Annotated in this window: 21 protein-coding genes; 9 read left to right on the forward strand and 12 right to left on the reverse strand. The window is 61.4% G+C overall.

Annotated elements, in window-relative coordinates; genetic code table 11:
• Positions 1 to 15: 15 nt before the first annotated feature.
• Entirely contained in the window at positions 16 to 1122 is a 1107-nt protein-coding gene (locus tag B1722_RS07815; protein ID WP_086792092.1) for an acyltransferase, read from the reverse strand.
• Between the two features lie 144 nt (positions 1123 to 1266).
• On the opposite strand from B1722_RS07815, the gene B1722_RS07820 reads away from it, so the two are divergent.
• Together B1722_RS07820 and B1722_RS07825 are read left to right on the forward strand one after the other, a co-directional pair.
• Positions 1267 to 1920, forward strand: coding sequence for a COG3650 family protein (locus B1722_RS07820; RefSeq protein ID WP_086792093.1), 654 nt, complete (start codon positions 1267 to 1269; stop codon positions 1918 to 1920).
• Between the two features lie 97 nt (positions 1921 to 2017).
• A complete protein-coding gene (locus B1722_RS07825) occupies positions 2018 to 3631 on the forward strand; it encodes an NAD(P)/FAD-dependent oxidoreductase (protein WP_041070589.1) in 1614 nt (537 codons plus the stop codon).
• A gap of 133 nt (positions 3632 to 3764) precedes the next feature.
• Here the strand turns inward: B1722_RS07825 and B1722_RS07830 are convergent, their stop codons facing one another.
• Entirely contained in the window at positions 3765 to 4859 is a 1095-nt protein-coding gene (locus tag B1722_RS07830; RefSeq protein WP_041070591.1) for a PLP-dependent cysteine synthase family protein, read from the reverse strand.
• Between the two features lie 336 nt (positions 4860 to 5195).
• Between B1722_RS07830 and B1722_RS07835 the strand changes: the two genes are divergently transcribed.
• The 3 genes from B1722_RS07835 to B1722_RS07845 are packed head-to-tail and all read left to right on the forward strand — an operon-like array spanning position 5196 to position 6951.
• Positions 5196 to 6419 (forward strand): S-type pyocin domain-containing protein, encoded by a 1224-nt coding sequence (locus B1722_RS07835; protein WP_086792094.1) that lies wholly within the window; start codon positions 5196 to 5198, stop codon positions 6417 to 6419.
• A gap of 7 nt (positions 6420 to 6426) precedes the next feature.
• Positions 6427 to 6672, forward strand: a complete 246-nt coding sequence (locus B1722_RS07840) for a colicin E3-like toxin immunity protein (protein ID WP_041070595.1) — start codon at positions 6427 to 6429, stop codon at positions 6670 to 6672.
• A gap of 27 nt (positions 6673 to 6699) precedes the next feature.
• On the forward strand, positions 6700 to 6951 hold the full coding sequence (locus B1722_RS07845) for a pyocin S6 family toxin immunity protein (RefSeq protein WP_086792095.1): 252 nt from the start codon (positions 6700 to 6702) through the stop codon (positions 6949 to 6951).
• Positions 6952 to 7025: 74 nt separating this feature from the next.
• Here the strand turns inward: B1722_RS07845 and B1722_RS07850 are convergent, their stop codons facing one another.
• A complete protein-coding gene (locus tag B1722_RS07850; protein WP_007969461.1) occupies positions 7026 to 7490 on the reverse strand; it encodes a glycine zipper 2TM domain-containing protein in 465 nt (154 codons plus the stop codon).
• Positions 7491 to 7657: 167 nt separating this feature from the next.
• Between B1722_RS07850 and B1722_RS07855 the strand changes: the two genes are divergently transcribed.
• On the forward strand, positions 7658 to 7894 hold the full coding sequence (locus B1722_RS07855; protein WP_047292092.1) for a hypothetical protein: 237 nt from the start codon (positions 7658 to 7660) through the stop codon (positions 7892 to 7894).
• Between the two features lie 5 nt (positions 7895 to 7899).
• On the opposite strand, the gene pdxH is transcribed toward B1722_RS07855, so the two are convergent.
• From pdxH to dinG, 5 genes are all read right to left on the reverse strand, one after another.
• A complete protein-coding gene (pdxH, locus tag B1722_RS07860; RefSeq protein WP_086792096.1) occupies positions 7900 to 8547 on the reverse strand; it encodes a pyridoxamine 5'-phosphate oxidase in 648 nt (215 codons plus the stop codon).
• Between the two features lie 24 nt (positions 8548 to 8571).
• Positions 8572 to 9708, reverse strand: a complete 1137-nt coding sequence (locus B1722_RS07865; RefSeq protein WP_086792097.1) for an OmpA family protein — start codon at positions 9706 to 9708, stop codon at positions 8572 to 8574.
• Positions 9709 to 9821: 113 nt separating this feature from the next.
• Positions 9822 to 10967 (reverse strand): serine hydrolase domain-containing protein, encoded by a 1146-nt coding sequence (locus tag B1722_RS07870; RefSeq protein ID WP_086792098.1) that lies wholly within the window; start codon positions 10965 to 10967, stop codon positions 9822 to 9824.
• A 192-nt stretch (positions 10968 to 11159) separates the two neighbouring features.
• Entirely contained in the window at positions 11160 to 13496 is a 2337-nt protein-coding gene (locus B1722_RS07875) for a beta-galactosidase (protein ID WP_086792099.1), read from the reverse strand.
• A 92-nt stretch (positions 13497 to 13588) separates the two neighbouring features.
• Positions 13589 to 15733 carry an ATP-dependent DNA helicase DinG gene (gene dinG, locus B1722_RS07880; RefSeq protein ID WP_041070609.1) on the reverse strand — a complete coding sequence of 715 codons (2145 nt, stop codon included), beginning with the start codon at positions 15731 to 15733 and terminating at the stop codon, positions 13589 to 13591.
• Positions 15734 to 15831: 98 nt separating this feature from the next.
• Between dinG and B1722_RS07885 the strand changes: the two genes are divergently transcribed.
• Positions 15832 to 16296 (forward strand): CopD family protein, encoded by a 465-nt coding sequence (locus B1722_RS07885; RefSeq protein WP_041070611.1) that lies wholly within the window; start codon positions 15832 to 15834, stop codon positions 16294 to 16296.
• Positions 16297 to 16468: 172 nt separating this feature from the next.
• Here B1722_RS07885 and B1722_RS07890 read toward each other — a convergent pair whose 3' ends face one another.
• The 4 genes from B1722_RS07890 to B1722_RS07905 form a co-directional block, all read right to left on the reverse strand.
• The gene (locus B1722_RS07890; protein ID WP_041070613.1) at positions 16469 to 17227 is read right to left on the reverse strand and encodes a collagen-like triple helix repeat-containing protein; all 759 of its coding nucleotides are present in this window, start codon (positions 17225 to 17227) and stop codon (positions 16469 to 16471) included.
• Positions 17220 to 17495: a DUF1145 domain-containing protein gene (locus B1722_RS07895; RefSeq protein WP_041070615.1), complete on the reverse strand. Its 276-nt coding sequence runs from the start codon at positions 17493 to 17495 to the stop codon at positions 17220 to 17222. The genes B1722_RS07890 and B1722_RS07895 overlap by 8 nt, the downstream gene beginning before the upstream one ends.
• 162 nt (positions 17496 to 17657) lie before the next feature.
• The gene (locus B1722_RS07900) at positions 17658 to 18380 is read right to left on the reverse strand and encodes an OmpA family protein (protein ID WP_041070617.1); all 723 of its coding nucleotides are present in this window, start codon (positions 18378 to 18380) and stop codon (positions 17658 to 17660) included.
• A 90-nt stretch (positions 18381 to 18470) separates the two neighbouring features.
• Complete coding sequence (locus B1722_RS07905; RefSeq protein WP_041070618.1) at positions 18471 to 19166, reverse strand: OmpA family protein; 696 nt, start codon at positions 19164 to 19166, stop codon at positions 18471 to 18473.
• A gap of 197 nt (positions 19167 to 19363) precedes the next feature.
• Between B1722_RS07905 and B1722_RS07910 the strand changes: the two genes are divergently transcribed.
• Both B1722_RS07910 and B1722_RS07915 read left to right on the forward strand, forming a co-directional pair.
• Positions 19364 to 19861: a DUF6231 family protein gene (locus tag B1722_RS07910; protein WP_041070621.1), complete on the forward strand. Its 498-nt coding sequence runs from the start codon at positions 19364 to 19366 to the stop codon at positions 19859 to 19861.
• Positions 19862 to 19865: 4 nt separating this feature from the next.
• Positions 19866 to 20345 (forward strand): YchJ family protein, encoded by a 480-nt coding sequence (locus tag B1722_RS07915; protein ID WP_086792100.1) that lies wholly within the window; start codon positions 19866 to 19868, stop codon positions 20343 to 20345.
• Positions 20346 to 20347: the final 2 nt, after the last annotated feature.

Consider the following 20347-nt stretch of genomic DNA (forward strand, 5'->3'; position numbering starts at 1 on the left):
CGCAGGCAGGGTGCATCAACGGGCTACTTTGGCTCCTGCGGTGCGCCCGCCCGCACGTTCGCGCAACCAGCGCTGCACCGGCCGTTCGAACCCGTAGTGACATAGCAGGCTGCTGCCGATCAGCACGGCAAAGAACAGCAGCAGGCTCCACGGCTGATAAAACACGGCGCGTCCGGGCAGGAATTTATCAGCCAGCAGGGCCGCGACAATCTGCAGCGGAAAGTGCAGCAGGTAGGAGGCATAGCTGATGTCGCCAAGCCAGGACAAACGGCGCGCCAGCGGCTGCAACCATGGGTGGCAAGCCGCAACGGCAACGATGGTCAACGGGAACAGCACGGCAAACCTGATGCGTTGTGATTGCACCTCAGCGCTGCCGATCCACCACCAGCCCGCCACACAAGCCAACACCAGGCCGACAGCGACCCAACGCAGATCAAAACGCCGCAACAACCACTCCACGGCGATGTAACCCAATCCACCACAGAAAAAACCAAACACTCCGAGGCTGATTTTGTACTGCGCCGGAAACACCCACAGGCTCACGGCAATCAGCAACGCGCTGATCAGCAGCGGCGCCGGTGAGTAACGCCACAGCAGGAAAAACCCTGCGTAAAGCAACACTTCCACCGATATCGACCAGGCCGGGCCGTTAAATGACCAGCCCTGCTCAAGCCCCCAGGCCGGCGCCAGAAACACATTGAGGAGCGCGTGCCAGGCATCGTTGAACGGGTAAACAAACGCGTTGCCGGTGTGCGCGCTGTAGATTTTCTGCAGCATGGCTACCGCCAAAAAAGTCGCCAGGTGCAAGGGATAGATCCGGCTGAAACGTTCGCTGAAGAACTGTTTTCCGCTGATTTCGCGTTGCGCCAGCGCTCGGGCGAACAACCAGAAAAAAATGAATCCGGAAAGACTGAAGAACAGCGATACGGCATCACCGCCATGCCGGTAGAACAATGAAAACAGGCTGTACAACGGCTGGTCTTCACGTTGTAACGGACCGGGTACTGCGCCTTGAAAAAAGAAGTGCTGCCAATGCCAGAACACTACCGCCAATGCCGCGATGCCGCGCAGGGCGTCCAGCGCGTACAGCCGCTCAGGGAATACCGAAGGGTTTTGCTTCATGCACCATCAATCCATGCCCGCACAGGTACGCCACTATGCTGGCGGGTAACGGGCAACTCAATAGCCAGCCTGAACCGGCCACTCAAGTCTTGTGATCGACGGTCAGCCTGCGTAACGTGGCGGCACTTGTCTGGAGAGCCGAAGATGCGTGTTGCCCGTTCGTTGATCGTTGTTGCCCTGCTGCCATTGTTCGCCGCCTGCCAATTGCTCGATGGCCCGCGCGAAAGTGCGTCCCATGTCGGGCAATCCCGGATGCAGGGGCAGTTGACCGCAGCCGACGGCAAGCTGGTGTTCCAGCCGTGTGGCGAACAACGTCAGTACGTGGTCAATGACATCGGCGGCACCAGCGTGCTGCAAGAGGCCGCGACCCTCGCCGATCAGCAGGGCAAGCTGTTTGCCGATGTACGCGGGAAGATCGCCGGCGACCGCCTCGACCTCGGTCAGTTATATCGCGTCGAGCGTTCCGGCACCGCGTGCGATGACCCGAATTTCAAACTGTTGATCCTGCGCGCCGCCGGCCACGGTCCCGAGTGGAACGTCAAAGTCAGTGGCAAGGGCATGGTCATCGACCGTGAAGGCCAACCGGCGCTGGCCGTGCCGTATGTCGAAGAACAACTGGGCGACGGCCGCTTCAACCTCAGCAGCGAAGCCAACAACCAGCGCATCGAGTTGTGGGTCGCGCCGCAACGCTGCGTCGACAGCAGCACCGGCAGCGTGCAGCACATGAGCGCCGAGTTGCGCATCGACGGCAAGGTCAAGCGTGGTTGCGGGTATTTCGGCGGATCGCGCAACGACTGAGCGTTTTAGCCTCACCGGATCCGGCCTTTGCGGCTTATAATCGCGGCCTTCAAACGCCCTGGCGCAGTTGTGCGCCCCGCGAATCCGGATCCTCGCCATGTTACGAATCACCGAACTCAAGCTGCCAATCGACCATCCCGAAGAAGACCTGCGTGCCGCCATCGTGCAGCGCCTGGGCATCGCCAGCGATGACCTGCTCGATTTCACCTTGTTCAAGCGCAGCTACGACGCGCGCAAAAAGTCCTCCGAACTGTGCTTCATCTACACCATCGACCTCACCGTGCGCGACGAGGCCAAGGTGCTCGGCAAGTTCGCCGACGACCGTAACGTCAACGTGGCACCGGATGTCAGCTACAAATTCGTCGGTCAGGCGCCGAGCGACCTGAACCAGCGCCCGATCGTGGTCGGTTTCGGCCCGTGCGGGATTTTCGCCGGCCTGTTGCTGGCACAGATGGGCTTCAAGCCGATCATCCTCGAGCGTGGCACCGAAGTCCGTCAGCGCACCAAGGACACCTGGGGTCTGTGGCGTAAAAGTGTGCTCAACCCCGAGTCCAACGTGCAGTTCGGCGAAGGCGGCGCGGGCACGTTCTCCGACGGCAAGCTGTACAGCCAGATCAAGGATCCGAAGTTCCTCGGCCGCAAAGTCCTGCACGAATTCGTCAAGGCCGGCGCGCCGGAAGAAATTCTCTATGTCAGCAAACCGCACATCGGTACCTTCCGTCTGACCGGCATGGTCGAGACCATGCGTGAAGAGATCCGCGCCCTGGGCGGCGAAGTACGTTTTCAGGAGCGCGTCACCGATGTGCTGATCGAAGACGGCCAACTGGTCGGCGTCGAGCTGGCGAGCGGTGAAACCCTGCATTCGAAACACGTAATCCTGGCCCTCGGCCACAGTGCCCGCGACACCTTCCGCATGCTCCACAGCCGTGGAGTTTTCATGGAAGCCAAGCCGTTCTCGGTGGGCTTCCGCATCGAACACCCGCAGTCGCTGATCGACCGTGCGCGGCTGGGCAAGTACGCCGGCCACCCGAAGCTGGGCGCTGCCGATTACAAACTGGTGCACCACGCCAAGAACGGTCGTTCGGTCTACAGCTTCTGCATGTGCCCGGGCGGCACCGTGGTCGCGGCGACGTCCGAGCCGAACCGCGTGGTCACCAACGGCATGAGCCAGTACTCGCGTAACGAGCGCAACGCCAACTCCGGGATCGTCGTCGGCATCACCCCGGAGGTCGATTACCCGGGCGGCCCGCTGGCCGGTATCGAGTTGCAGGAGCGTCTGGAGTCCCACGCGTTCATCCTCGGCGGCAGCGACTACAAGGCCCCGGCGCAACTGGTCGGCGACTTCATCAACGGCACCCCGTCCACCGAGTTGGGCGAAGTCGAGCCGTCGTACAAACCGGGCGTGGCCCTGGGCGACCTGGCCCTGGCGCTGCCGGACTTTGCCATCGAAGCGATTCGTGAAGCGTTGCCGGCGTTCGAGAAGCAGATTCGTGGCTACTCGCTGCACGATGCCGTACTGACCGGCATCGAAACCCGCACCTCGTCGCCGCTGCGCATCACGCGTAACGAATCGCTGCAGAGCATGAACGTCAAAGGTCTGTTCCCGGCCGGTGAAGGCGCGGGTTATGCGGGCGGGATTCTGTCGGCGGGTGTGGACGGGATTCGGATTGCCGAGGCCGTGGCGCGGGATATCCTCGGTCTGGAAGCCTGATCAGCCAAATCTGCAAAACGCGCAATCCTGTGGGAGCTGGCTTGCCAGCGATGACGGACTCAGATTCGACATTGATGTTGACTGACAATCCGCTATCGCTGGCAAGCCAGCTCCCACAGTGGTTTTCGGTGTATCAGATATTCGCGCGCAACACCGAGGTCGGCAACGGCTCACCTTTCTCGGCACTCGCCGCCACCGCTGCAATCAATCCCTCCAGCTCATAGCCCTGCGCCTTGAGCCACGCCTGATCGTAATACGTGTCGGCATAACGCTCGCCGCCATCGCACAGAATCGCCACGATCGACCCCGACTCCCCCGCCGCTTTCATCTGCTGCGCCGCCATCAGCGCGCCGATCAGGTTGGTGCCGCTCGACCCGCCGACATGCCGTCCCAGACGCTGCGCCAGATAATGCATGGCCGCCAGCGACAAGGCGTCCGGCACCTTGACCATCGCATCGATCACCTGCGGCAGGAACGACGCCTCGACCCGGGGCCGACCGATGCCTTCGATCCGCGAACCGCAGTCCAGGCGCAGGCTCGCGTCGCCCGTCTGGTAGTAATCGAAGAACACCGAACGCTCGGCATCGGCGCACAACACCCGGGTGCAATGCTGGCGATAACGCACGTAGCGGCCGAGAGTCGCGGTGGTGCCGCCGGTGCCGGGGCTGGAAATCAGCCAGCTCGGTTCCGGGTGTTTCTCGAAACGCATCTGCTGGAAGATCGACTCGGCGATGTTGTTGTTCGCCCGCCAGTCGGTGGCCCGCTCGGCGTAGGTGAACTGATCGATGAAGTGACCGCCATGCTCGCGGGCCAGACGTTCGGACTCGGCGTAAATCTGCGTCGGATCCTGAACCAGATGGCTCTGGCCACCGTAGAAGGCGATCTGCGCGATCTTTTCTTTCGAAGTGGTCGCCGGCATCACCGCAATGAACGGCAAGCCAAGCATGCGCGCGAAATACGCTTCGGAAATCGCCGTCGAACCGCTGGACGCCTCGATCACCGGCGCGCCGGGCTTGAGCCAGCCGTTACACAACGCGTACAGGAACAACGAGCGCGCCAGACGGTGCTTGAGGCTGCCGGTGGGATGGCTCGACTCGTCCTTGAAATACAACTCGATGCCTGCAAACCCCGGCAGCGGCAAGGGGATCAGATGGGTGTCGGCGCTGCGCTGGAAGTCCGCTTCGATGATGCGGATCGCTTCGCGGGCCCACTGGCGGTTGTCGCTCATGGTCATGTTCTCGTTGATTCGGGCAGGAATTGCCTCGTCACAGGCTCAGCTCTCAAGCATAGGAAAAAACCTGCAGGCCTCACAGATACAGCTGAGGCTCAATTCATCCACCAACTGCCAGGTTCTGTGCAAATGGGTATCAGGCTTTTTCAGTAACGGCGCAGAACCTTTCCTCCCGTTCTCTGCGCTGAAGCGGCCTGCTCGAATCCCTGCCTGAGCAATAGCGAACAATCCGCACTTAATCAAAGATCCGTCCTACAGCCAGCCTTTGTCCGCTTCGTTAACGTCGTGCAGCCCTTTCAAGGGCCTGTCGATGGATGAACGAAAGGACGCTCAGTGGCTCGCAACAAGGACATTCCCCGGGTCCCCAACCCACCGGCGGGCGACGGTCATCACGTCACCTGGCGCTACATGACGGCCACCGAACTGGCCGAGCGCGAAGCCCGGCAGAACGCTTACGACGCCATGCTGGCTCGGCAGGAGGCCTTTGAGCGCAGCCGCGAGGTAGCGGCGAAAAAGCCGGATCCGGTGCGTGCCGGATGCGTGTTCGCCAAGTCCTGCAAATTGCCGGACGCGATCATCGACTACGCGAATCCTTCGGGGATGGTGCCGACCGACAGCCTCAAGGATTACGGCGAGCTGATCCTGCTGGGTGCACGCGAAAGCGATGAAACCGGCGGCATTGCCCTGAAGAAAATCGGCGCCGCAGCCATTCCCGCCGGGCTCGGCAGTTTCGCCCTGGCCGGCGCCGCCTTCGAGGCGCTACCCGCCATCGCCGCCGGAACGGCCACCGCCACCCTGGCAGGACTGGTGGCGCTGCTCATGCCTTCCAGCCTCGGCGACAGCGCACTCTATAGCGACGAGCAACTGCGCAGCCTCAAACAGGCCCGTACCCGCGTGCGCCTGCGCGTCGAACAACAGGCCGACGGCAGTCTGCGGGGCTACGGCTTCTACACCGGCAGGAATCGCGATTGGGAAATGGTCGATGTCGTGCAGTTCACAGCGCGCGGCAACCGATTCATTGCAGACCTTGGTGAAGGCGTCGAACTGATCTGGACGCCGGCGGTGGACGGCTCCGACATCCTCGGCATCCCCGCGCTGGAGGCTGCACCGCAAACACCGCACATCTGGGTATATCCGCCGACGAAAGCGGCGGACGGGATTCTGGTGAATCCGGTTTATCCGCCGGAGTATCGGGATTTCATTCTGGTATTTCCGGCGGATTCGGGGGTAAAACCGTTATACGTTGTACTGAGTACAGAACGCAAAGGCTTGGCACCTGCTGGTCATAGCTACCATAAACCGCCGACTACGGAGCAAATCACCGCATTTCCAGACTTGAAAAAAGTTAAAGACAAAAATCCGGTTCAGGGTGGAGGTGGACTTCGTAAGCGCTGGACAGATGCCAAAGGAAAGAAAATTTACGAATGGGATTCAAGGCATGGGGAGTTAGAAATGTATCGAAGCGATGGAGCACACCTGGGAGCCTTCGATCCCCAAACAGGTGAACGACGCGAAGGCCCTTTAAAAGAAAGAAGCATTAAAAAAAGGTATCTGTGAGGAAGAAATGGGACTGGAACTAAGACTTGAGTGGTACGACACGACAACCCTGCAATTTCAGGGCGAGGAGACGTCAAAAGATCTGGGAGATGATGAATCAGTATTGAATGCCTTAGGTATTCCAGTGGATGGCAACATCAACAATGGCAGCTTCAACGTCGTCGAAAATTGGGTTGCTACCATTCAGCCGTACTTTCAACATCGCATCGCTCTGAATACTAACGACTATCAAATTTCGTTTGACTACAGTTGATATCGATAAACAGGTTGTTTGACCTCAATGCGCTACCTTTCGATCACCGGTTTTTTTCCCGATGTAGTTCAGGACGACTCTTTGCAGTTCGAGCTGGAGATCACGAGCAGCGAGATGAATGAAAAAATCGCCCTGCTCATAGAGTCCAAGCCTCTTGGTGAGGTTGAACCCGGCGAGTTGCTGTTGAATCAAGATCAGATACCCGCGCTAGAGAACCTTCTGAATGTCAGATTCCCGAAGGGTCTGGAATATTTCATGGGCATCTGTGCCCAGCACTGAGCGAGCGAATTGAAACAAACAAAAAACCCCGACCAGTCACCCGATCGGGGTTTTTCTTTACCGCTCGTTCGCGCTTAGTGCGAAACGCGGCTGGTGCCACCGACGGTGGAGATGCGTACGCGCTCACCGACACGGAACACTTCGTTTTCCTGAACCTGTTGCACGTAGGCGCGCATGCTGCCGTCGTCTTCGCGCACGGTAATTTCCACGCCCTGGGTGCGGGTCAGGCCTTCTTCGGTGGCCGAACCGATCAGGCCGCCGGCCACGGCGCCGATGACCGCCGCAACGATGCTGCCCTTGCCGCCACCGATGGCGCTGCCGCCGACACCGCCGACCACTGCGCCTGCAGCGCCGCCGATCGGGGTCTTGGTGCCTTCGATTTTCACCGGACGCAGGGATTCGATGGTGCCCATGCGAATCGTCTGCACACGACGCGCTTCGTCACGGGAGTAGGAGTCACCGGTCAGGCTCGACTGGCAGCCGGTCAGCAACATCGCCATCGTGGAAAAAGAAGCAACCAGCAGAACAGACTTACGCATAGCATCAACTCCAAAAGAACAGGTGTTCATTAAACCCCGCTGCTTGACGCCTGTCACGACGCAGCCCGGATAAACTTGATTTTATTCAGGCCCGGTACAGGCACCTGCAGACCCACCCAACAGTAGCGCCAAATCGCCCAATCCGCCCTGCCAACCCAAGGATTTTCATGGATTACCTGATCATTTTCGTCACCACCGTCGCCGGTCTGTACTTCCATGGGTGGCTGTACGTGCGGATCAAACGCTGGATGGATCGTGATCTGGCCCTGTCGCTGGCGGGCAAGGATGAAGACAAACGCGCCTTCATGCTGCAACGACTGGCCGATGCCCGCGTGCAGAAGATCAAGCGTCGGGACCTGCCGAAGTGGCTTGAGGCCGCTGCGGCAAGCTATCCCGCTCGGTAGACTGCTTAAGGCGCCAGACGTTCAAGAATCCAGTCGGCACCCTGCTGACGGTAGTTCAGGCGATCGTGCAGACGACTTGGACGGCCCTGCCAGAACTCGATGCGCTCAGGCAGCAGGCGATAACCGCCCCAGTGTTCCGGACAGTGCGGTTGCGTATCGCTGAAACGCTGCTCGGTGGCCTTGAGCAGCTCTTCCAGTTCGCCGCGCCCGTTGATCACCCGGCTCTGCGGTGAAGCCCAGGCCCCGAGCCGACTGCCCAGCGGACGCACCTGATAATAAGCATCGGACTCCGCAGGCGTGACTTTCACCACACGCCCTTCGATCCGCACCTGGCGCTCCAGGGTCGGCCAGAAGAACGTCATGGCAGCCAACGGGTTGGCCGCCAGATGCTGACCCTTGGCGCTGTCGTAATTGGTGAAAAAGGTGAAGCCCTGCTCGTCCAGGCCCTTGAGCAGCAGAATGCGGCAATGCGGGCGACCGTCCGCATCGACCGTGGCCAGAGTCATGGCATTGGCCTCCACCGGCACCTGTTCGGTTTTCACCGCGTCGGCAAACCATTGGTGGAAGAGCGCAAAGGGTTCGGCCGGGGCTTGCGCCTCGGTCAGACCGTCCCGGGTGTAATCACGACGCATATCTGCCAGAGCCTGGGTCATGGCGCATTCCTTTTCGTTAGCGGATCACTGCTTGGAAGTATCGCTGGCGGCAACTTTCTTGTCAGTCGTCGCGGCTTTGGCCGGAGCGGTTTTCTTGGCTGGGGTTTTCGCCGGAGCCTTGGTCGCCGCTTTCTTCGCAGGTGCCTTGGCAGCGGCTTTCTTCGCCGGAGCCTTTTTGGTTGCGGGTACGGCGGCCTTCGAAGCGGCCGGCGCCGGGGTTACCGGTTTGGCTGCCGGTTTGACGTCCTGTGCGGCAAGCATCGTGGTCGGTGCGGGCGCCGGCATGTTGTATTTGCTCAGCAGGGCCACCATGGTGTTCTGCGGGGTCACCAGCAGTTCGACGCGACGGTTCAGGGCACGGCCTTCGGCGCTGTCGTTGGCCGCACGCGGGGCATCGCCACCCATGCCGCGCAGCATCAGGCGATCACGCTGCAAGCCGCTCAGGCGGAAGATTGCCGCCACGGACTGAGCACGCTCCTGGCTGAGTTTGACGTTGGCCGGCGCGGCGCCAGTGTTGTCGCTGTGACCGAGCACCAGGACAGCGGTTTTCGGGTCAGCTTCGAGGATTTTCGCGACATTGGTGAACGGGCTGAGGGTCACCGGCAACAGCATCGCTGGACGTTTCGGGTTGAACGAGCCTTCAACCGGCGCGATCACCACCAGAACGTTGTCGCGGCGCTCGAGTTGCAGATTGCTGTCCTTGATCGCTGCACGCAGGCGTGGCTCGTAGTCATCCAGCCAGGCCTGGGTGACTTTCGGGTCAGGCATCGGCACCACTTTGGCCGTGGACTGATCCTTGCCGCCGAACGGCCACCACCACTTTGTGCCGGTGTCAGCATCGGCCTTGGCCACTACCGCCGGTTTTGCTTCTGGTTTGACTTCGGGTTTCACCTCGGCCTTGGCCGCCGCGTCATCGGAGCTGCCGAACGGCCAGTACCAGTGGCTGCTGCTTTCAGTCTTGGCCACAGGTGCGGTCGCGGCAGGTTTGAGCGGCGCCGGGGCTGCGACAGAAGCCGGGGCTGGGGCCGGCTCTTTGGCCGCCACTTTGTCGGAAGAGCCGAACGGCCACCAGCTGCCGCCGTCCGCATCGTTTTTAGGAGTCTGTGCGCAACCGGTCATTGCAACGCACAGGGCCAGGGCGAGAGTTTTTTTGGATGACATTGAAAATCCACAAAGTGAAGTAATGAAAGATCAGAGCTCTTTTGCCCGGATAAACAGACGCTTTGAATCAAAAAACCGGATCTGGTTCCAACCCTGGAACCTCATGTAACGCTTTACAGACAAGTGGCAAGTACCCGCGCCAGTTGCTGCGCGCGCGGATCCATCAAGACGTACGGCCCAAGGGTATTTGTCACAAAACCGAACGCGACATCGTGCTCGGGATCAGCAAAACCCACCGAACCGCCCGCCCCCGGATGACCAAACGCCCGCGGGCCGAGGCCATAGGTGGCGTTCGCCATGTCCGGCTGATCGAGCATGCAGCCCAGGCCGAAACGGGTGCGGGTCAGCAGGGTCTTGTCTTCGCCGTAACTGTGTTCGCGGGTCAGTTCTTCGAGCATTTCGCTTTCGAGCAGGCTGCCATCGAGCAAGCCAGCGTAGAAACCGGCCAGGCTGCGCGCGTTGCCATGACCATTGGCGGCAGGCTGCTGCATGCGCCGCCATTCCGGTTTGTTGGTGCTGGTCAGCACCGACGGCGGATTGGTGAAGGCACGGGTGGTCATGGCGGTCGGTTCGCGCATGGTCACCTGCAGCAGACGCTGGGCCGCGGCATCGCCGACGTTGCCCTTGCCGCGAGCAATATGCGCCACGCGGTGGAATTCTTCGTCCGCCAGACCGACGTGGAAATCCAGCCCCAGCGGTCTGGCGACGCGGGCGACGATGGACTCGCCCGGCCCACGACCGTCAGCACGGCGCAGCAACTCGCCGACCAGCCAGCCATAAGTGATGGCGGCATAGCCGTGACCGGTGCCCGGCGTCCACCACGGCGCTTCGGCTGCGAGTGCGTCGACCATGGTCTGCCATTCGTAGAGGGCGGCGGGCGCAAGCAACTCGCGCAGCGCTGGCAGACCGGCCTGATGGCAGAGCAATTGGCGCAGGGTGACGGATTCTTTGCCGGCGGCGGCAAATTCCGGCCAGTAGCGGGCAACCGGTGCATCCAGTTGCAGTTTGCCTTCGGCCACCAATTGCAGCGCGGTGACCGCAGTGAACGTCTTGGTGCAGGAAAACAGGTTGGCGATGGTATCGCTGTGCCAGGCCTCGGTGCCGTCCTTGTCGGCGGTACCGGACCAAAGGTCGAGGACGGTTTCTCCGCCGACCTTGATGCACAGGGCTGCGCCGCGTTCTTGGGGATCGTCGAACAGTGCAGCGAAAGCCTCGCGCACCGCTTCGAATTGAAGCTCGTAATGTCCCTGAATCTGCACCCGCAACTCCCCCGCGAAAACGCTCTACAAAGTGGTCCGCATTGTTCCAGCCCTTGAGGGATTTGGGAACAGCTGCGGGCCGGGTGGTCATTTCAAAGCAAAATCAAAAGATCGCAGCCTGCGGCAGCTCCTACAAAATCACGCATTCCCTGCAGGAGTTGCCGAAGGCTGCGATCTTTAAGGCATCAAACCTCAGTGACCATTGCCCGAATGCCCACCCGCATGCCCGGCCCCCGGGCCTTTGCCGGCTTCACCCTTGCGCCCTCCTTCAGCCTCATGACCGGCGGCGGCCGCTTTCTCAGCCTCCTTGCCCAACTGATCGATCGCCTGCAAATTGCTCTTGCGTACCGCCTCGACAAAGCCCTGATACGGCAGATCGGTAATCCCTACAAGACCGAAGTGCCCGTTCTCGCCATCAAGCAGACGCCCGGTCACCGGTTGATCCAGATACTGGAACCAGTGCACGCCGACAATCGACGGCTCGCTCAGCGCCTGCTTGAGGAAGTTGGCATACGCCGGGCCACGGTCTTCTTCCTTGGCCAGTTGCGTCACGCCACCCCAGAACGGGCCACGATCACTGGAGCCGAAGTTGAATTCGGTGATCAGCACCGGTTTGTCGAGGGCACGCAGAGCGGCGAAGTCATAGCCGTCCTGCGGTTTCAGCGTATACAGGTTGAAACTCAGCACGTCGCAATACTGCGCGCAGGACGCAACCGCTTCCGGAGTGCTGGTGGCGAAACGGCCGCCGAGCAGCAACTGGTTCGGCGCGTGCCATTTCAGCGAATCCGAGATGGTTTTGAAGTAGGTGTCGGCGAACACCTTCTGGAAGTATTTGAAGTCGTTTTCGATTTCCGGGTGCTCCGGATTCGGCATCGGTGGCACGAAACCCGGGTCTTCCATCAACTCCCACGCCGGCAGATCAATGCCCCAGGCTTTCGACAGGCCCGCCTGGTTGCGGTACTTGTCGCGCAGCTGCTTGAGAAACGCGCGTTTGGCCGGCACGTCGGTGGTCATTTTCAACGTGCCATAGGCCAAGGCATAGCGCGACTGCGGATCATCGCCCGGACCGGCCCAGGCCAATTCGTTGTCGGCGTAGTAACCGATCAGCCACGGATCATCACGATGATCGCGGGCGGCGATGGCCACGGCACGCTCGGTGGCCATGGCGAAACGCGGGTCGAACGGATCAGGCATGCCGCCCCACCAGTCGCTGCCGGTGCTGATGCTGGTGTAGTCGCCGACGATCGACAGCGGCAAGGTGTATGGCACCCGCTCGGCGTCGGCGAGCGAGTCGGCACTCCAGTTGCCGACCGTGTTGAAGCCCCAGGCCTGCAGGCGGTCGAGGGTGTGGGTGGCCCACTTCTGCTGATCGACAGTGGCCTTGCACGGCGCGGCTGGCGGTTCGGCATGCGCCTGTGCTGCGCAAGGTTCGCCATACAGGCGTTGCAGGTTGGCGCCGTAAAAATCGTACCAGCGCCCGTTGCCATAGCCTCGGCCCTGATCGGCACCGTTGCCGCCACGGTTGTCGCCTTCGCCGAAATGACTGGCAAGTGGTTCGTCAGGCTTGGGCAGGGATTCGAACATCCACTCACGCCCGGCCACGTAGGTCTGGTTGACCTGCGGGCTGACGGTGTTGACCCCCAGCGAATAGAACGGATGTCCTTCCGGCGTGACGAGATACCAGCGACCATCACGTTTTTCAGTACGGAAAAAGCCGCTGGCCTTGAACGCCGGGCCTTTGTTCCAGCCACCGAACTTGTCCAGCGAAGATTTTTCGCGCTCGGCCAGCCAGGTTTTCAGCTGTTGCTGTTCCTTGGCGGCCACAGATTTCAGTTGTTCGTCGTTGCTGATTCTTTCCGGCCATTTGCTGCGGGTCGACTGCCCGTAGGCGTCCACCAGATTGCCGTAGACGGCCCGGGTTACGGCATCGCCGTCCTGCACACCGAAACGTTCGAGCAGCAAGCTTTGCGCGGCTTTCGGCTGATCCATCCACAGGCTGACCGACACCACCTGGCTGCGATCCAGTTCGCCGCTGCTGCTGGCCAGCAAAATGCGCTGGCCATCGACGGTCATCGGCATCGGCGGCCCGGCCTTCATGCCCTGGCTCAGCGGCGAAGTTGCCACCAGCGGCACCAGCAGGGTTTGCGCAGGGCCGGCCGGCAGGTCAACGCGGCTGGTCAGGGTCTGGCCGTTGTTGCTCTGGATTTGCACGTAGACCGTCACGGCCCAGTTCATTGCGCTCTGCAGACGCAGGCTCATCATGCCCGACTGCGACCAGTCCCAGGCGCCGGTTTGTGGGGTCAGGCGCAGGGTCGGGCGGGCTACCGGGTTGAACGTCACCCGGCGCAGCACTTCACCTTCCGGGGTTTGCTCGGCGTTGGCTTGTGGCAGGTCAGTGTTTTCGGTGACGACTTTCACCACATCGGCAGGACGGACGAAGTTGAACAGGGTCTGCTGACCGGCAGGCGCCGCCAGTAACGGAGCGGCAAAGATCAAGGCAAAAACGGCAGGCAACGAGCGGCGAATCATAAGAACGGAGTTCTCCCTAACGACCAAAAGGCCAATGGAAAAGCATGGCAGAGAGATAGACAGCGCGGCGGGCAAAACTGCCCACCGTTGTCTCAGGATATTTCACGACGGAATGGCGGTAACGCATTGAGGATCGCCTTGCCATAGCGCTGGGTGACCAGGCGCCGATCGAGCAAGGTGATGGTGCCGCGGTCTTCTTCGGTGCGCAGCAGTCGGCCGCAGGCCTGAACCAGTTTCAAGGAGGCGTCGGGCACCGAAATTTCCATGAACGGATTGCCGCCCCGGGCCTCGATCCACTCCGACAGCGCCGCCTCGACCGGATCGTCCGGCACCGAGAACGGGATCTTGGCGATCACCACGTGCTCGCAGTAGGCGCCCGGCAAGTCCACCCCTTCGGCGAAACTGGCGAGGCCGAACAGCACGCTGGAATCGCCGCCATCGACCCGCGCCTTGTGCTTGTTCAGGGTTTCCTGTTTCGACAGGTTGCCTTGAATGAACACTTGTTTGCGCCAGTCGCGGTCGAGGCCGTCGAACACGTCCTGCATCTGTTTGCGCGAAGAGAACAGCACCAGACTGCCGCGCGAGCCTTCCACCAGGTCCGGCAGATCGCGGATGATCGCCGCCGTGTGGGCCGCCGCATCACGCGGATCAGCCTTGAGGTCCGGCACGCGCAACACGCCGGCGTCGGCATGATGAAACGGGCTCGGCACCACAGCGGTAACGGCTTTCTTCGGCAGCCCGGCGCGCATGCGAAAGCGGTCAAAGGTGCCCAGCGCGGTCAGCGTTGCCGACGTTACGAGGCAGCCGTAGGCGACGTTCCACAGGCTGCGGCGCAGGGTTTCTGCGGCGAGAATCGGGCTGGCATTAACCTCGATGTCAAACAGCGAGCCGCTTTCGGCCAGCGTCAGCCAGCGGGCCATCGGCGGGCTGTCTTCCGGGTCTTCGGCGGTGAACGCGGTCCACAGTTCCCAGTTGCCCGAGGCGCGGGACAACAGGCTGCCGAACAGCGGATACCACTCTTCGGCCTGATTGCTGGCGATGCCGATGTTGACCTCGCCGTCCATGCCTTCCTTGAGCAGGTCGGTCAGACGGGTGAACAGGTCGTTGAGACGTGAGTAGCCTTTCTTCAGCTCGATGCCCATCTCGCGCATGTGCTCGGGAATCACCCCGCCGACGAAACGATGGCGTGGCCGCTCGCGACCTTCGACGTCTTCGCCGGGTTTGAAATCGGCAATCTGTTCGCACGCGGTGAACATGAACTGCTGCTGGGTCTTGATCTCCCGCGCCAGCTCCGGCACCTGCTCGATCAGCTTGCCGAGGTCGCCCGGCAACGGATGCTGGGCCAACAGTTTGGTGAGGTTCTTGGCCGTGGTTTCCAGCCAGTCGGCGGTGGAACGCAGGCGCGTGTAATGAGCGAAGTGGCCAATGGCCTTGTCCGGCAGGTGATGGCCTTCGTCAAACACGTAAATGGTGTCACGCGGATCCGGCAACACCGCACCGCCGCCGAGGGCCAGGTCAGCCAGTACCATGTCATGGTTGGTGACGATCACATCGACCTTGCCCATGCCTTCGCGCGCCTTGTAGAAGGCGCACTGGCCGAAATTCGGGCAATGGCGGTTGGTACACTGGCTGTGATCGGTGGTCAGCCGTGCCCAGTCAGCGTCTTCCAGGGCGTTGGGCCAGCTGTCACGGTCGCCGTCCCATTTATTGCCGGCGAGCTTCTCGATCATGCTGGTAAACAGCTTCTGACTGGCCTCATCGACCTCGATCTTGAAGCCTTCTTCTTCGAACAGCTGCGCGGTGGCAGTTTGCGCGTGGCCTTCCTGCAGCAACATGTCGAGCTTGGACAGGCACATGTAGCGGCCACGGCCCTTGGCCAGCGCAAAGCTGAAGTTCAGCCCGCTGTTGCGCATCAGGTCGGGCAAGTCCTTGTAGACGATCTGCTCTTGCAGCGCCACGGTCGCGGTGGCGATCACCAAACGCTTGCCCGCCAGCTTCGCCGTGGGAATTGCCGCCAGGCTGTAGGCCACGGTCTTGCCGGTACCGGTGCCGGCTTCCACCGCGACAATCGCGGGGTCGCCACTGCGCCGGCCTTCGTCGTCGGTGTCGATATCCCCGAGGACTTTGGCGACTTCGGCGATCATCAGGCGCTGGCCGTAACGCGGTTTGAGGCTCTTGGCTTCAAGAAAACGCGAATAGGCGCCCTGGATCGTGGTTTTGAGTTCAGTGCTGATCATTGAATGTCGGGCGTAAAAACGCTGGATAAATTTTCAGTAGTTCGGATCGGCCGCTATCATACCCCGCTAATCAGTCCCGCGCAGAACGGAGTACCCCAATGACACCTTTTAGCCTTGTTTATCCGCTGCATGTCCTGTCCGCCCTGGTCTGGGTCGGCGGCATGTTTTTCGCCTGGATGGTCCTGCGCCCGGCAGCGGTGAAGGCGCTCGACGGCCCTGCCCGCCTGACCTTGTGGGTAGAAGTGTTTCAAGGTTTTTTCCGCTGGGTCTGGGTCGCGGTGATCCTGTTGCCGATCAGCGGCGTGGGCATGTTGCACTTGCAGCAGGTCGGCTTCGAGACCGCGCCGAAATACGTGCAGGTGATGATCGGACTGTATGTGGTGATGACGGCGCTGTTTATCCGGATTCAGGGTTTGATGCTGCCAGAGTTGCGCAAAGCCGTTGAAGCCAAGGAATGGCCGGTGGGTGCGGCGGTGCTGGGGCGGATTCGCCGGGTGGTGGGGATCAATTTGATTGTGGGGTTGGTGCTGGTGGCGATTGCGGCGGCGCGGCCGATGTTCTGACCCACTGACAACCAGCACTTTTTGTGGCGAGGGAGCTTGCTTCCGCTGGGCTGCGCAGCAGCCCAAATCAGCTGACGCGTTCAATCTGACGAAACGCGGTATATGGCGTAGGGGCCGCTACGCGACCCAGCGGGAGCAAGCTCCCTCACCACAATTGTGAATAGCGCTGTATTTAGAGGCGCTGCACAGTCACCGCACCTGCCGCACCCACCGGCCCAGGCTGGCCATCAGCCCCGGCCTTGCCGTTTTTGCCGCCATCGGCGCGATACACCAGGCAGCCCTTGGACTGGCCGCCCTTGCCCGCCTTGCCGCCAACACCCGCCGGGCCACCGGCGCCGCCCGCGACATTGACCTTGATCAGCTCAGCCGGAAACTCACGCGGCACTTCCAGGCGCACCAGCGCTCCCGGCGCTCCCGGCTGGCCATCGCTGCCGTTGCTGCCATCAAAACCGTGACCGGCCGCGCCCCAGGTGCAGCCCGGATCTTCACCGTTGCCGCCATCGAGGCCAACAAAACCCGGCGCGCCGGTACCGCCGCGAGCATCCACAAACAGTTTTGGCGCGCTCAGGGCCTTGAACTGCAAATTCAGATTGCGTCCGGCACGGGCGGCTTTCTCATACGTGCCCGGCGCACCGCGCGCGGTGATCAGGCTGCCTTCGGACAGTTCGGCACGGATGACTTTCATGTCCAGCGCCTGTTCGCTCGGAACGATCGCGATGCGTGCTTCGTGACCCAGACGCAATTCGCCGACGGTCAGCTCGGTCACGTTGGCAGGAATCAGCAAGGTGCCGTAGTCCGCGACGTCCAGCCGCTCCAGCTGCAGGGTGCTGGCCGTGTTGGGCAAACGCATCAGGGAATTGGTTTCGACACTGACCACCTGGGCGCAGGCCAGGGGACTGATGAATGCGGCGAGCAGGCAAAGTTTACGCATGGGAAGAAGCCTCCGGAGCGGCCGGGGCCGGGATGGTTTGCAGGTGAAAAACGCCGAACAGCAGGATGCGCAGACGATCGCGCCATGGGTTGGGACGCCCCTTGAGGCGAGAGAACAGCAACTCCAGCCCATGCAGCGCCAGCAACAAGGCGCCGGCCAGATTGACCAGCAGATGCAGCGGATGCACAAACGGCAGCAGCAGATTGACCACCACCACGCACCAGAACAGCAGGGTCAGCAAACGCCCCAGCCCCCAGAAAACCTTCATACGCTCCCCCGTCTCGGAATTATTCTTTGGGCGCACAGTAACGGCTTACGCGGGGGATAAGCCAGAGGGGCAAAAGAAAAAACTTTTGTCAGTCGTCGGATCGCTGCCGGTTCGACGATGATCGTCGCCCGGCAGCTCTAGCCTGCGGACTACAGACAAGTCCTAGCGATTGATATGCAACTCTACCCGACGGTTTTTCGCCCGCCCTTCGTCCGTCGCGTTATCGGCCACCGGCTCGCTCTCGCCGCGCCCTTCGCTGGTCAGTTTGGCCGGTTCCAGGCCCTGGCTCAGCAGATACGCCGCCACACTGCTGGCACGCCGCTCCGACAACGCCTGGTTATAGGCGTCCGAACCCTTGCTGTCGGTATGGCCGATGACTTTGATGCTGACCACGTCAGCATTGCGCAACTTGTCCATCAGCGTATCGAGCTGGGCTTTCGCGGCCGGGGTCAGGTCCGACTTGTCGAAATCGAACAACACATTGCCGGCATCGCTGAGGGTGATGACTTCCGATTGCGGTGCAGGCTCTGGCGCTTTTTCCGTGACCGGGTATTGCGGCAGCGGACAACCACGATGATCGACCGGGGTATTGGCCGGAGTGTCCGGACAACGGTCGCGGCGATCGAACACGCCATCGCCATCTTCATCGCCATCCTGGGCATAACAGATCAGCCCGCCGGTAAGGATCCCCAGCGCGGCACCGCCACCGGCCCAGCCGCCACTTTCAATGGCGCCAAGGCCGCCACCGACCAGCCCGCCGATCAGGCTGCAAATCGGCCACGTACGTTGATTGAGGGGGGCGTCGCCGTCGCTGTGAGTGGCGCAACCGGTGAGCAAGCTGCCCAGCAGCAGCACCGGCAAGACGGACCTTGAGAAAACAGTCATTGTGAAAGCTCCTGTGTCACCGGCCCATACCGGTTACACAGGAGTAAAGACGCGCATCCGCGACTGCACAAGCCGCGGATGCGTGAGGGGCTAGCGGACGATTTTGATTTCGGTACGACGGTTCTGTGCGCGACCGTCAGCGGTTTTGTTATCCGCCACTGGCTGGCTTTCACCCATGCCCGACACCGAAACGAAGCTGGCACGCGGCACACCTTGCTGGATCAGGTATTCCACCACCGAGTGCGCACGACGATCCGACAGTTTCTTGTTGTAGGCATCGCTGCCCACGCTGTCGGTGTGACCGGTCACGGTCAGTTGCGCCGTGGACGACTCTTGTTTCAGGCGCGTGGCAACTTTGTCCAGCACCTGTTTATCAGAGCCGGTCAGGGTGGCTTTGTCGAACTGGAAGTGCACATCGCGGATGACGATGGTTTCTTCCTTGACCACAACCGCCTCTTCTACCACAGGCGCCGGGGCTGGTGGAGGGCAGCCGTCAGCATCGACCTGCACGCCTTTAGGCGTGTGCGGGCACTTGTCGCGGCTGTCAGGCACACCGTCGCCGTCTTCGTCGCCATCACCGTGCACCCAGCAATAGGCCGCTGCCGTACCGCCGACCAACAGTGCGCCGTAGCCGGCCCACGCCGAACTTTCCGTCGCACCGAGACCGGCCCCGACCACACCGCCGACCGCCGCACAGGTCGGCCAATCGGTTTTCTGCAAACCTGCGCAACCAGTCAACACACTGGTTAGCAGAATCAAAGGTAATGCTGTCCGAACTATGCTCATCTGGTTTTCTCCTGAGGGATCGGCTTAGAACCGATTCACGGAGTAAAGACCGGAGTTTTAATCTCCGCCAGCAATAGGCCACTGGCATTTGGGACCGTGTTCACAGGGATTCGGCACTTTTGCCACGCGCGACAAATCGGGGTCTAGGCCGGATCCGTCTGGCGCGCTAGTCTTGGCGATCTGATTGAGGAGCTTCGATGAACGTCGCCATTTCTTCGCGCACGCCGCAACAGGCGCTGGCTGCTTTACTGGATCGCTATGCCCCGGCGCGTTTGCTGCTGATCGGCGCCAGCGAATTTCCGGCGCTCGCCGCTTTTAAACAGGCGCACCCGGATTGCTGCGTGGCCCACGCCGAACCCGGTGCGTTGCCCGCCGAACTCGCGGCGCGGCGCTTCGACCTGGCGCTGGTGGTCGATTGCCTGGAGCACTTGCCCAAGCGTGACGGTCTGAACCTGCTGGGCGGGATTCGCAACCTCAACGCCAGTCGCATTGCGGTGCTGGCGGATCTGCCGGCCAGCGGCTGGCAGGAAACCGATTTCTACTCGCTGGCGCTGCAAGCCAGTGAGCGCTTTCAGCGTGACGAGCAGGTACTGACCCTGTTCACTTACGATCTGCTTGACTACAAGCAAGTCCCCGACTGGCTCAACTCGCGGTTCTGGGCCAATCCGGAAAACTTCGGCAAATACTGGTGGTAATGCAATGAGTACAGCCATTTGCCCATGCGGCAGCGGCAACCTGCTGCTGGCCTGCTGCGGTCCCTACCACGAAGGCCACCCGGCGCCGTGCGCCGAAGCGCTGATGCGGTCGCGCTACAGCGCCTACGTTTTGGGGCTGATCGATTACCTGGTGGCCACTACCCTGCCCGCCCAGCAGGCCGGTCTGGATCGCCAGTCGATCAGTGCCTGGAGCGCGCAAAGCACCTGGCTCGGCCTTGAGGTCGAAAGCTCGGAAGTGTTCGGCGGCCAGCCCGAGCACGCCTTCGTCACCTTCACCGCGCGCTGGCACGACAGCCAGGGCGAACACAGCCACCGCGAGCGCTCTTCATTCGTGCAGAACGCCGGGCGCTGGTACTTCATCGACCCGACCGTGCAGTTGAAGCTGGGGCGCAATGACGCGTGTCCATGCGCCAGCGGGCAGAAGTTCAAGAAGTGTTGCTACAGTTACCTACAAAGCAATTGAGT

Source organism: Pseudomonas sp. SCPG-7, assembly GCF_002156405.1.
GTDB lineage: Bacteria > Pseudomonadota > Gammaproteobacteria > Pseudomonadales > Pseudomonadaceae > Aquipseudomonas > Aquipseudomonas parakoreensis.

What these genes read in the sequence shown, in the direction of transcription:
- B1722_RS07815 (WP_086792092.1), bottom strand. Translation starts at nt 1,122, where the DNA reads ATGAAGCAAAACCCTTCGGTATTCCCTGAGCGGCTGTACGCGCTGGAC.
- B1722_RS07820 (WP_086792093.1), top strand. Translation starts at nt 1,267, where the DNA reads ATGCGTGTTGCCCGTTCGTTGATCGTTGTTGCCCTGCTGCCATTGTTC.
- B1722_RS07825 (WP_041070589.1), top strand. Translation starts at nt 2,018, where the DNA reads ATGTTACGAATCACCGAACTCAAGCTGCCAATCGACCATCCCGAAGAA.
- B1722_RS07830 (WP_041070591.1), bottom strand. Translation starts at nt 4,859, where the DNA reads ATGAGCGACAACCGCCAGTGGGCCCGCGAAGCGATCCGCATCATCGAA.
- B1722_RS07840 (WP_041070595.1), top strand. Translation starts at nt 6,427, where the DNA reads ATGGGACTGGAACTAAGACTTGAGTGGTACGACACGACAACCCTGCAA.
- B1722_RS07845 (WP_086792095.1), top strand. Translation starts at nt 6,700, where the DNA reads ATGCGCTACCTTTCGATCACCGGTTTTTTTCCCGATGTAGTTCAGGAC.
- B1722_RS07850 (WP_007969461.1), bottom strand. Translation starts at nt 7,490, where the DNA reads ATGCGTAAGTCTGTTCTGCTGGTTGCTTCTTTTTCCACGATGGCGATG.
- B1722_RS07855 (WP_047292092.1), top strand. Translation starts at nt 7,658, where the DNA reads ATGGATTACCTGATCATTTTCGTCACCACCGTCGCCGGTCTGTACTTC.
- pdxH (WP_086792096.1), bottom strand. Translation starts at nt 8,547, where the DNA reads ATGACCCAGGCTCTGGCAGATATGCGTCGTGATTACACCCGGGACGGT.
- B1722_RS07865 (WP_086792097.1), bottom strand. Translation starts at nt 9,708, where the DNA reads ATGTCATCCAAAAAAACTCTCGCCCTGGCCCTGTGCGTTGCAATGACC.
- B1722_RS07875 (WP_086792099.1), bottom strand. Translation starts at nt 13,496, where the DNA reads ATGATTCGCCGCTCGTTGCCTGCCGTTTTTGCCTTGATCTTTGCCGCT.
- dinG (WP_041070609.1), bottom strand. Translation starts at nt 15,733, where the DNA reads ATGATCAGCACTGAACTCAAAACCACGATCCAGGGCGCCTATTCGCGT.
- B1722_RS07885 (WP_041070611.1), top strand. Translation starts at nt 15,832, where the DNA reads ATGACACCTTTTAGCCTTGTTTATCCGCTGCATGTCCTGTCCGCCCTG.
- B1722_RS07890 (WP_041070613.1), bottom strand. Translation starts at nt 17,227, where the DNA reads ATGCGTAAACTTTGCCTGCTCGCCGCATTCATCAGTCCCCTGGCCTGC.
- B1722_RS07895 (WP_041070615.1), bottom strand. Translation starts at nt 17,495, where the DNA reads ATGAAGGTTTTCTGGGGGCTGGGGCGTTTGCTGACCCTGCTGTTCTGG.
- B1722_RS07900 (WP_041070617.1), bottom strand. Translation starts at nt 18,380, where the DNA reads ATGACTGTTTTCTCAAGGTCCGTCTTGCCGGTGCTGCTGCTGGGCAGC.
- B1722_RS07905 (WP_041070618.1), bottom strand. Translation starts at nt 19,166, where the DNA reads ATGAGCATAGTTCGGACAGCATTACCTTTGATTCTGCTAACCAGTGTG.
- B1722_RS07910 (WP_041070621.1), top strand. Translation starts at nt 19,364, where the DNA reads ATGAACGTCGCCATTTCTTCGCGCACGCCGCAACAGGCGCTGGCTGCT.
- B1722_RS07915 (WP_086792100.1), top strand. Translation starts at nt 19,866, where the DNA reads ATGAGTACAGCCATTTGCCCATGCGGCAGCGGCAACCTGCTGCTGGCC.